Raw genomic sequence first — 11,950 nt, 5'->3', positions numbered from 1 at the left:
CAAATTCCACATACCAAAAAGCGAATTAGAGATTAGTGAATTAGAGATTAGATTTTACTAATTCGCTAATTCGCTTAATTCACTAATTCACTAAATGGAATTTGGAATTGGTGATTTGGAATTTCATAGCCATATCTATGTCAAATTTCGATTAATAAGTGGTCTATTTTTCTCGGTGTTCTCAATATAAGCAAGATTTAGCATTCTATACCAAACGCGAATTAAGAGATTAAGCGAATTGAGAGAATAAGAAGATAAAAGATTAGAATGCTAATTAACTTAATTAACTTATTTTCGCAAAGGAATTTTCTTTGAATATCTTTAAAATTACCACAATATTAGAGACCACAAAGTTTTTAAACCTAAAAATTTCTCTGTGTTCTCTGTGGTTAATCTTTGATAAAAAATGACGAAACTACAGTTTAGAAACAGTTTCTTTTAATAAGATTATTTTACCGTTTATGGTATATCCTTTACCTCTACCTCGACGAGAAGTAGTTTCACGAGGGATTAAATCTGCGGCATCCATTTTACTTAACACATAACGAATATTACCTATCCATTGCCTTATCCTGCTTTCTACAGGAACATATCCATGATGAGCATTTAGGGCATTAGCTACCCATCCTTGTGAATCAGCTAATTCTTTTGAAAAAATCCGTTTAGAAGAAGGGATTGTATCCCATTGTGAATATTTATCAAATACCGCATTTATATATGCCGTATAGACAAGATAATTAAAAATTATCTTTTCGGGTGGAATTAATTCCAGATCTTCGGTTAAAACTTTATTTCCATCTTTCACTATTTTTATCCTTACTTTATCAGGGTTAAGTAGATATTCGAAGAAATGTTCATCTTTAGTTTCAAATACCTTATCAGGTATATCCCGGATATAGATAGAAATTATGTAAGGTAAATTTCTAAACTTACTCTCTAAATAACCCTGAATAAATGGTAAAGCATCCAAATAGATAAGCCTACTAATCTCTTTTTTCTGTTCTAAGTCATAGTGAGGGAATAAATTCCTTTTCCCAAAACATATAATTCCTAATAATTCTTTTTTTTGTTTTATGGGCAGACATAGTTCTACCTTATACCTTTTAAATATAGAAATACCCTTTTCAAATGAAGCATCAGATTCAATTTCACTTATTACCTTTAGTCCATTACCTATGTTTATTCTCTGGATTAATGCATCTTCCATACTTAGCTGTAACTCTGTATCTTTTACCTCATCTTTATTTGAATCTATTATTTTAAATGTATCATTCTCCTGGTTATAAAACAATAAATGGTATATATTAGTATTTATAATCTTAGGGATTTGTTCTCTAATTAATTTTATTACCTCTTCATTTGGACAATCTCTTTTAAGGTTTAAAGAAAGGGCTAAAAATCTTTTTCTCCAGAGGAATCGTCGAGCACCATATATAAGTTTATAGGCAAATGTGTAAGCTCCTGGTTTAAAATGTGTTGAGACAAAGACTGCCAAGCCCAATCCAGGTAAATACACCCAAATATTTGATTCAAAGCCAGGAATCCACATCCATTTAGTAAAATACAATACACTGACAAATATTATCACTGATGTCAAAATTAAAAGTATATAACTTATTGATTTAACTAAGAATTCTCCTAATATCTCTCTAACTCTAACATTCATCAAACCCTCAGGTTGAATTAATGCGTATGCAATCGAACATAGAAATGCTAATGTAAATAATGGACCTATGTATAAAAGATTTATGTTAAATACCGGATAAAGGATAAAATAGATTATTAGGCATGAGGTACAACCTAATATAAATCCTATAAATATACTGGTTTGAAGTAGTTTATTTTGTAATCTTACCTTTATAATTGTATATAATCCAATTATAACACAAGAGGCTAAATATAACCCATGAATTTGGTACAGTGTGTTAAACTCTTTCTCATACCCTCCAAAAGGATTAATGCTAATATTTTTAATAAGTACTCCGGGTTCTATCAAAATCATAGGTATGGAAATCAAACAGGGTAAATATATGAGGAACAAAATAAATTGGTTTAACAGGTTATATTTCCTTGATAGAGCAAAGCAAAAATGTACAAAACATGGTGCTATAAGGAATGCTGTTATTGCTCTAAAAATTGCCCATTTGAATGCTATCTCTACATTAACTGATATGTAACCCATTCCTACTCCAAAACACCATAAGGAAATAGCAAGTACTAAATTTCTGAATGTCTTATTAGCAATATCTTTACTATTATAGGAATAAACCAATATTCCAAATATAAAATTAAGTGCAAAACTTATAAAACCAAACAATGCAAGGTACATTTTCTGTCTCCTTCTAACTTATTATACCACAGAAATTTATAATTGTCAATAGTGAATGAAATTAAAATTAACAAAAAATTAACATTTTTACCTATTGACAAATTCAAAATTTTATGGTATTTTTTATTTAAGAAAGAAAATTTTTCTAACACAAGATTGTGAGTGCCCAATATACAATAATATTATTTATGAATTCAATTCTAAGATTGTTTTGATTTTAGGTTTATATATTTTTTAGATTACCTAAATATTTCTTTCTTTAAAACCTGACGAGGGATAAAAAGTGAGTTTTTTACTCGTGGAATATGTATTTTCTTACCTGAACAAGTTAAAATCACAGATTACATAGATTTTTAGAGAGTAAATAATGGTTATAAACCGTGGGGGCACAACATGGGGTGGAAAATAGTTTTAAGTTGAGGTGTATGTGCAAGATGTGAGCCTAGGGCTAATTCTAATTTGCTATTTCACTATTTTTCAGGAGAAGCGACGATGAACATAGTGCCTTTTCAAGTTTAATTTAAGGAGTTCTTTGTTTTTGTCGATATATCCATAAAGAGAAACTTTTTTATGGAGGTGGTCGACATTAAAGTTAAAGCGACTCTACCCACGAATTCAATCTTGAAAAGGCAATAGAGTAAATTGTACATTGACAGCACAGTCCAGTATTATCGTTACTCCTGGAATGATACCAAAAAATCTATTTTCAGCAAGGTATGATGGAAATGAATCGTTCCCAATAATAATTTTTTAGAAGGAGGTAGATAAAAAATGAAGTGGATGAAAAGAATAATTGTAGGTTTAATAATGGTAGGAGTGAGTATTTCTGCATATGCAGGTTCACCAGGGAGTAAAGGAGCAGTATTTTTGAAACTTGGGCAAGGGGCAAGAGCTATTGCGATGGGTGAATCATTTTGTGCAGGGGCAGATGATATTAATGCCCTGTATTGGAATCCAGCGGGTATTGCTGGGATTAAAGAAAGACAATGCACTTTTATGTATTCAGATTGGCTGGAGGAGATAAAATATAACTACCTCGCTTATGTCCATCCAGGTCAAATACGCGGTGGAATTATGGGTGGGGCAATTACTCTGTTAGATTCTGGAAGTATAGATAAATATGGTGATGGGCCGGATAAAAAACTTGGGACATACGATGGTAAGGATATTGCAGTAGCAGTTTCCTATGCAAGACAGATGATAAATAATTGCAATTTAGGTGCAACACTAAAATACATCCAGATGAAGATAAATAATGAAAAATCTACGGGTATTGCTTTAGATATCGGTTGTTTATACAAACCTGCAGTAGAAAATCTTACCATTGGAGCAAACATTCAGAACCTCGGTCCTAAATTGAAGGCGTTTATCAGTGAAAAGGATGCTTTACCACTAAATATTAAAGTGGGTGGGGCATATAAATTATTGAATAATGCCTTAACCTTAAGTCTGGATGTTAACTTCCCTTCAGATAATGATACCAACTTCAATCTTGGGGCAGAATATTGGATTAAAGATATAGTAGCCCTGCGCTCAGGGTATAAAACACTCACTAAAGATGAATTAAAATCATCTGATTTAACCTTTGGAGCAGGATTTAAGATTCCTGGAACAGGTATTGGATTAGATTATGCGTATTGTGATTATGACGATTTAGGAGATACACACCGTATATCACTTATAACTAAATTTTAAGTCTATATTTTATAAAATATTTCATATTTTTAACGGAGTGTAAAAGAGAGTATAAATTTCTATATTATAAATATTACAAAAAGTAAAAATTTTGTTTGAAGGAGGGAAATTAACTATGTTAAAATTTTCACAGCTTATTGTAGGAGTAATAATAATGGTAGTGAGTACCATAAAAATTGGTAATTCATCTACATTTAGTGATTCAGGAATCATTTTAGCGGGGTTATCTGCGAGTGATGTTGCCTGGGGAGACTATGACAATGATAGTGATCTTGATATAGCCATAATTGGACATGATGGTTCAAGTGGGGTTACTAAGATATTCCGTAATGATGGAGGAGGAATTTTTACAGATATTCAAGCAAATATTGAAGGGGTCTGGAGTGGTGATGTTGCTTGGGGAGACTATGATAATGATGGCGATTTGGATCTGGCATTTACCGGGGCTATTAATAATTGGTCAGGGATTTCAAGAATATACAGAAATGATAATGGAACTTTTAATAACTCTAATATCCCATTAATGGGTTTAGCTGGTGGCAATATAGCCTGGGCAGATTATGATAATGATGGTGATTTAGATCTAACCATAACTGGGGACCCTAACCCAGAAGATGCATGGAATGGTGTTTATACAATAATTTATAAGAATATAGGTGGAATTTTTATCCAAGATACATCTCAAAGTTTAATGGGAATTGCGGGAGGGGCAATTGCCTGGGGCGATTACGATAACGATGGTGACTTAGACCTTGCCATTCAGGGATGTGTCAATACAGGATGGGCAGAAGTTAATTCTGCACTATACAGAAATGATAATGGTGTTTTAACCTGTGTTGGTGGTTTCGGTGCCACTGGTTATCCTTCTTTAGCCTGGGGAGACTATGATAATGATGGTGATTTGGATTTGATAAGCACTTGTTCTATATATCGAAATAATAATGGTGCATTTGCCTATGTGCAAAGTGTCTCTGGAAATGGTTATAGCTCTGCCTGGGGAGATTATGATAATGATGGAAACTTAGATTTGGTTATTTCAGGTTCAGATAAGACTAGACTTTTTAGGAATGATAATGGTGTTTTTGAGGAAGATACAAGTTGTGAACTAATATCTATATATGGTGAAGTAGCGTGGGGAAATTATGATAATGATGGCGATTTGGATTTATTATTGACTGGATGGACAGGTGCAACCAGTACCACCAGGATATATCAAAATAATATAAGCGATACGCATCCCAATAGCATTCCTTCTCCTCCTGGTAGTTTAAGCGCAACTTATCAATCAGAAGGAATTTCCATATTTAGTTGGGATAAAGGAACTGACATAGAAACTTCTCCATCAGGACTATATTATAATATAAAAATAGGAACTGTTTCTGGAGGAGATAACATTATTTCTTCTAAATCAGGGACACCTTTTATAGGAAATTATTTCCATCAACTTACTTTATCTAAATTATATCTTCCAAAAGGGAGTTATTATTGGAGTGTCCAAACTATTGATACAGCGTTAGGAGCAAGTAATTGGTCACCAGAGCAAATTTATGAGCAAACTCATGTTATATGTCAGTTAAGAATCTCGGGGAAAAGTTTATCCCCTGCTTATGTCAACCGCGGGGATAAAGAAGTAATAATGGAAAGAATAACCTTCGCCAGTGAACCGGGAAGTGTAACCATCAGTAAAATTAGATTAGATAAAACAGGTGATGCACAGGATACTAATATTAGTGGAATTAAATTATTTAATGACACTAATGAAAATGGCGTTTATGATTCTGGAATTGATACTCAATTAGGAACTACCCAAACATTTACTTCTGGAAGTTGTTATTTTACAAATCTGAATAAAATTGTTCCTCCTGGGACTTCAAATATATTTATAATTTATGATATTAAAGAAGGTGCAGAACGAGGCAGAAATATTGGCGTAAGATTATCCCTCAAAAATTATATTACCGTGGACCCCTACACTTATGTACAACATACTGATTTCCCTATCGAGTCAGGAAAAACAACTATAGCCAATTTCAAAGACTCAGGGATAAATTTGGACAATCTATCATATGGTGATGTTGCCTGGGGAAACTATGATAATGATGGTGATCTGGATATAGCTATGACGGGATATGATGGTTCAACATGGACTACCAGGATATTTCGTAATGATGGAGCAGGAATTTTTACAGATATCCAGGCAAATATTGAAGGGATCAGCAGTAATGATATTGCTTGGGGAGACTATGACAATGATAGTGATCTTGATATAGCCATAATTGGACATGATGGTTCAAGTGGGGTTACTAAGATATTCCGTAATGATGGAGGAGAAATTTTTACAGATATTCAAGCAAATATTGAAGGAGTCTGGAGTGGTGATGTTGCTTGGGGAGACTATGATAATGATGGCGATTTGGATCTGGCATTTACCGGGGCTATTAATAATTGGTCAGGGATTTCAAGAATATACAGAAATGATAATGGAACTTTTAATAACTCTAATATCCCATTAATGGGTTTAGCTGGTGGCAATATAGCCTGGGCAGATTATGATAATGATGGTGATTTAGATCTAACCATAACTGGGGACCCTAACCCAGAAGATGCATGGAATGGTGTTTATACAATAATTTATAAGAATATAGGTGGAATTTTTATCCAAGATACATCTCAAAGTTTAATGGGAATTGCGGGAGGGGCAATTGCCTGGGGCGATTACGATAACGATGGTGACTTAGACCTTGCCATTCAAGGATGTGTCAATACAGGATGGGCAGAGGTTAATTCTGCACTATACAGAAATGATAATAGTGTTTTAACCTGTGTTGGTGGTTTCGGTGCCACTGGTTATCCTTCTTTAGCCTGGGGAGACTATGATAATGATGGTGATTTGGATTTGATAAACACTTGTTCTATATATCGAAACGATAATGGTGCATTTGCCTATGTGCAAGGTGTCTCTGGAGATGGTTATAGCTCTGCCTGGGGAGATTATGATAATGATGGGGATTTAGATTTAGCTCTGGGAGGTGGCGTAATATCCCATAATGATGAGGCAGAATTGACGGGTGGGAATAATCATAATACCCTACCACTACCACCTACATCTGAATTTAGTGTTGTTATTGATTCAGGTACAATAATCTTAAAGTGGGGAACTGCTACTGATACTGAAACTTCCCAGAAAGGATTGTATTATAATGTAAGGGTAGGAACAGGACCAGATAAAGAGGATATTATTTCTTCAAAATATGCTACCCCTCTATTTGGAAGTTATTATGGTTTACAGAATAAATCCTTAAAATTAACACAAATATTACCAACTACTTATTACTGGAGTGTCCAAACAATTGATGCTGGTTTAAGAAATAGCAACTGGTCAACTGAGCAAGAATTTACACCACCTCATATTAGCCAAGTTATCCCTTCCCAGGGTAATGTAGGAAGAATTGTAACAGTAGAAGGTAAAGGTTTTGGTTCAACAGAATTAATCCAAATAGATTTTGGTACAATTCTAACTATCACTACTGTTTCAACCGATTCTTCAGGCAACTTTGCCACTACCTTTACTATTGAGACACAACCTTATGGTACTACTTCAATTATAGCTACAGGATTAATCTCTAATAAAACTGCTTCAAATTTCTTCCGTATTCTACCTAATATTTTATTTGTATCACCATGTGAAGGTACTGTTGGTAGTTTGGTAACGATAAGAGGGAATGGATTTGGTGCATCTGAAGGAATCAGTATATACTTTGGTGATACACCTCAGGCTATTCAATTTACATCTACTTACGCTGAAGGTAGCTTTACTACTACCTTTACAATCAATACTCAACCTCTTGGTACAACTACAATTACGGCAATAGGAGTTAATACTCAAGCAGAAGCTATGGATTACTTTTTTATCTTACCCAGTATTATTTTTGTATCACCTTGTGATGGCACTGTTGGTAGTCTTGTTACAATTGCAGGTAATGGCTTTGGTAAGCTGGAAGCTATAGGGGTTGATTTTGGGACAACATTAAATGTCTGTATGATTAGTTCAACTATGTACGGCTCATTTTCTGCTGTCTTTACTGTTAATACTCAACTTTATGGGAGTACTACAATTGTTGCCTCAGGATTTGTATCTGGCACAAGAGTTTTTTGGTATGGTTTTAAGATTGTACCTAAAATTACCCAAGTTTTACCTTCATCCGGACAAGTAGGAACTTCTGTTACAGTATGTGGTAATGGATTTGGTACAACGGAATTAGTTAGGATTGAATTTGGTAATATCCGTACTATTACTATAGTTTCTACTAATGCTACTGGTGAATTTCAGGCAATATTTACAGTAGATTCTCAGCCAATTGGTACAACAACTCTCATTGCTTATGGTTTGGTAACATGCAACTATGCAAAATCCATATTTATTGTACTTCCTCTAACTACTCTAAAGATTACACCTTCACTCCAAAATATAGCAGTTGGGACAGAATTTACATCTCAGGTGGAGATAAAAGATGTAAGACGAATGATTACGGCTAAACTACATCTGAGTTTTAATCCTAATATACTTGAGGTACAAGAAATTGGTACAGGAACATTTCCACAAGATGGTATGGTAGTAAAACAATATGATAATAGCAGTGGGGAAATAGATTATTTTGTTGGGTTACTTACGGGATCTGCTACGGGTTCTGGAGTAATTTGTACATTAAAATTTAAGGCAAAAGTAGGTGGTACATCAGCCGTTGTATTCGATTTTGATGCTCCTAATCGTCTAACAAGGTTAAAAGATGCAGATAAAGATAATATTCCATTTAATAAAGAAGAGGCTTTATATTGGGTAATTACGGAGATTGATATTAAACCTAAAGATAAGGTTATAAAAGCAGATGAGAGTATTGATTACCAATGTATTGCTTATTGTGGTGGTTTAGAACTTGATATTACGGGTTCTACTACCTTTACTGCAACAGGTGGTGGAGATTTTACAGTTAATACTTTCCTTGCAAAATACATGGGGATATATACAATTCAAGGTTCATACCTTGGATTTATTGGTACTACATCTGTAATTATCACACCTGGCACTCCAACTACTTTACTTTATATCTCAGGTAATAATCAAGTCAATACCTGTAGTTTGACTCTAAAAGAACCATTTATAGTTAAGGTAGTAGATAAGTATAATAATCCATGTAAAAATGTAGAGGTAAATTGGGAGGTAATTGAAATACCTATAGGTGCAACTTTATATTCTATATCTCCGACTAAAACCACAACCAATGTTCAAGGGACAACTACATCCCTACTTACTTTAGGGACAGAACCACCGGGAACATACACTATTCATGCAATATCAACCGGGTTACAAAACTCACCTTATATCTTTACTGCACACTCATTAAGACGATTTGGCAATATAGCGGGTTTTTGTATGCTTGACTTTGGGACAGAGTTAGGGACATCTTCACAAATTCAGGTAACAATTATTGAATCAGGTAAAACTACAACTACGAATGAAAACTCTTATTTTATATTTGAGAAAATTCCAGTAGGAACTTACACCCTTAATTTTGATACTCATGGAGCATCATCTAAAGAGTTAAGTGGAGTATGTATCAGCAAAACACAATTTGAGGATACTACATATATTGGAACTGTTAGTTTATTAGCTGGAGATGTAAATAATGATGGTAAGATAAATATTGAGGATTGGCCCGGATTGATAGATAGCTTTTTCAAACAAGAAGGCGACCCAGGTTGGGAAGAGGCTAAAAACGCAGATTTTAACCATGATGGCCGGGTAGATGATGAAGATTTTATTATATTGAGAGATAATTTTGGAAAGGGGATAGGTAATGCCAAAGCAAAAATGTTGAAACCTATATCTCCAACTGAGAAAATAGAACTATCATTCGATATTGAAACACTTGAAGGGGTAAATATAGATGATCTACGGATTGGTGATATTATCTATCTGAAGGTATATATTCGTGATGTAAAAAGATTCTTATGCGGAGAAATACACCTCTCATTTAATCCCCAATTGTTAGAGGTAGTAGATGGTGTCTCAGAAAATACTTATAAGAATACCCCGTTGAAGTCGAAGATGTTAACCGAAGGGATACAAATTATACCGGGTGATTATATTCCTCAAGATAAACTATATCTATTAACAAACAAAGTAGATAATGAAAAAGGTAAAATTGATTATGCCGTGGGAGTAATGGAACCAATGGAGAAAAAAGAAGGAATACTGGCTATTGTACCAATGCGAATAAAAACATTCGGAGACCATTCAAAAATTGGCTTTGTCTTTGATGAGGAAGAAAATAAAGAAACAATGTTTATCGAAAGAACTAAATTCGGTGATGAAAAACCGGTAGATACAAAGCCTCAAGTATTATCAGATGAAATAATCATCAATGTACCAAAGGTATTTTACAACTTAAATAGTACACTTGTCTATCCAAATCCTGCTTATAAAGGGAATATGGTAACATTTGATAATTTGATAAATGATAAGATAATCTCCCTGAAAATATTCAATCTAGCTGGAGAGCTAATTTATGAAAAAGATAAGCGTTCACAAAATAACAAAATCACATGGGATTTACAAAATAAAGATAATGAACCTGTTGCCTCGGGGATATACATCTACTTCTTAAATGATTATACAGGTTCGATTAAGCGAGGTAAAATTGGGGTGATTAAATAGTGTATTAATAAAAAAAACAAGTAATTTATAAAAGATTAACGTTTTACATACTGCTTTCTTTTAATAACACTATTTTACCATTTATTGTATATCCTCTACCTCTTCCACGAGTTCAAGAGCCTTATCCTTACCCACAAGTTGGGTAACAAGATGAGGTGAGCAAGTATAAATTATGAATGGGAAATTAGAGATTGCAGGAGAGCGAAGTGAGTGGCAAAATTCCAAATCACAAATTCCAAAATACAAATAAATTCCAATGAGTATGTGTGATGGGATCAGACCTTGAATGTAGAAAGCAAGTTATTCTACATTCAAGTGACTGTTAAGAAGAAAAACTACATTTTGTTTGACGATGAACAAATTTTAGTGTATGTATAACTCTATTAAAATAAAGCGATTAAAAAGGCATATATATCAACTGGACTTTCGTAAATTTTATGCTGTTATTGAAGCTCTCTGAATTATAAATTTAAGGGGATTAAGATATTCCTTATCCTTGTTAATCTGTTTATTTTGCTCAAAGATGGCAAAATTAGGCTCAAAAGCCGTATGATTTTTTTTGCAACTTATTCTTTGAAGGTGAGTTGATAAAAAAAATACTTCACCTATTTTCTTCCCTTTGTGTCCTTTGCGTTACTACTTTGCGCCCTTTGCGGTTTATCCTTTTTTAACCGCAAAGAACGCAAAGATTAAAGGCAAAAGGAATCATAAAAAAATTTACGAAACTCCAGATCAATATTCCTTTCAGTATTTCATCTATGTCCATCTGTAGTTGAATAGTTACCACTCAACAAAATATCCATTAATTCGACAATTCTTTCAGCGCCAATAATTCATATATCTTGACGGCATTTTGTTTTTCTTTGACAGTTTCTTTCCCTAATTCCTTCACTTTTACTTTATCTTTTACCTGTTGATAGGTGAATTCACTGATAATAATATTGGTGTGAAATTTTTTATTTATACCCTCTAACCTTGCCCCCAAATTAACATTATCTCCAATAATGGTATAATCTTTTTTCAACTCAGAACCCATATTCCCAACAACCATTTTACCCGTATTAATTCCAATGCCGATATTAAAACGCTGATTTCGACACCCCTCTCATGTTTTGCATGATTTTTAAGTGAAAGCATTCAGAGAGTATTTATTTGCTGGAACACCTAATAGTTGTAATATTTCCAGCTGCAGAAAATTCAAGCTCGTCATA

The 11,950-nt window shown here is 33.7% G+C and carries 4 protein-coding genes; 2 read left to right on the top strand and 2 right to left on the bottom strand.

Annotated elements, in window-relative coordinates:
• Window positions 1–415: 415 nt before the first annotated feature.
• Window positions 416–2,329 carry a histidine kinase N-terminal 7TM domain-containing protein gene (locus AB1414_08030; protein ID MEW6607387.1) on the bottom strand — a complete coding sequence of 638 codons (1,914 nt, stop codon included), beginning with the start codon at window positions 2,327–2,329 and terminating at the stop codon, window positions 416–418.
• A 771-nt stretch (window positions 2,330–3,100) separates the two neighbouring features.
• On the opposite strand from AB1414_08030, the gene AB1414_08025 reads away from it, so the two are divergent.
• Window positions 3,101–4,024 (top strand): PorV/PorQ family protein, encoded by a 924-nt coding sequence (locus AB1414_08025; protein MEW6607386.1) that lies wholly within the window; start codon window positions 3,101–3,103, stop codon window positions 4,022–4,024.
• 115 nt (window positions 4,025–4,139) lie between these two features.
• Window positions 4,140–10,739, top strand: a complete 6,600-nt coding sequence (locus AB1414_08020; GenBank protein MEW6607385.1) for an FG-GAP-like repeat-containing protein — start codon at window positions 4,140–4,142, stop codon at window positions 10,737–10,739.
• Between the two features lie 802 nt (window positions 10,740–11,541).
• On the opposite strand, the gene AB1414_08015 is transcribed toward AB1414_08020, so the two are convergent.
• On the bottom strand, window positions 11,542–11,817 hold the full coding sequence (locus AB1414_08015) for an adenylate/guanylate cyclase domain-containing protein (GenBank protein ID MEW6607384.1): 276 nt from the start codon (window positions 11,815–11,817) through the stop codon (window positions 11,542–11,544).
• Between the last annotated feature and the right edge of the window lie 133 nt (window positions 11,818–11,950).

Source organism: bacterium (assembly GCA_040755795.1).
GTDB lineage: Bacteria > UBA9089 > CG2-30-40-21 > CG2-30-40-21 > SBAY01 > JBFLXS01.
This window is presented reverse-complemented; position numbering and strand designations above follow the sequence as displayed.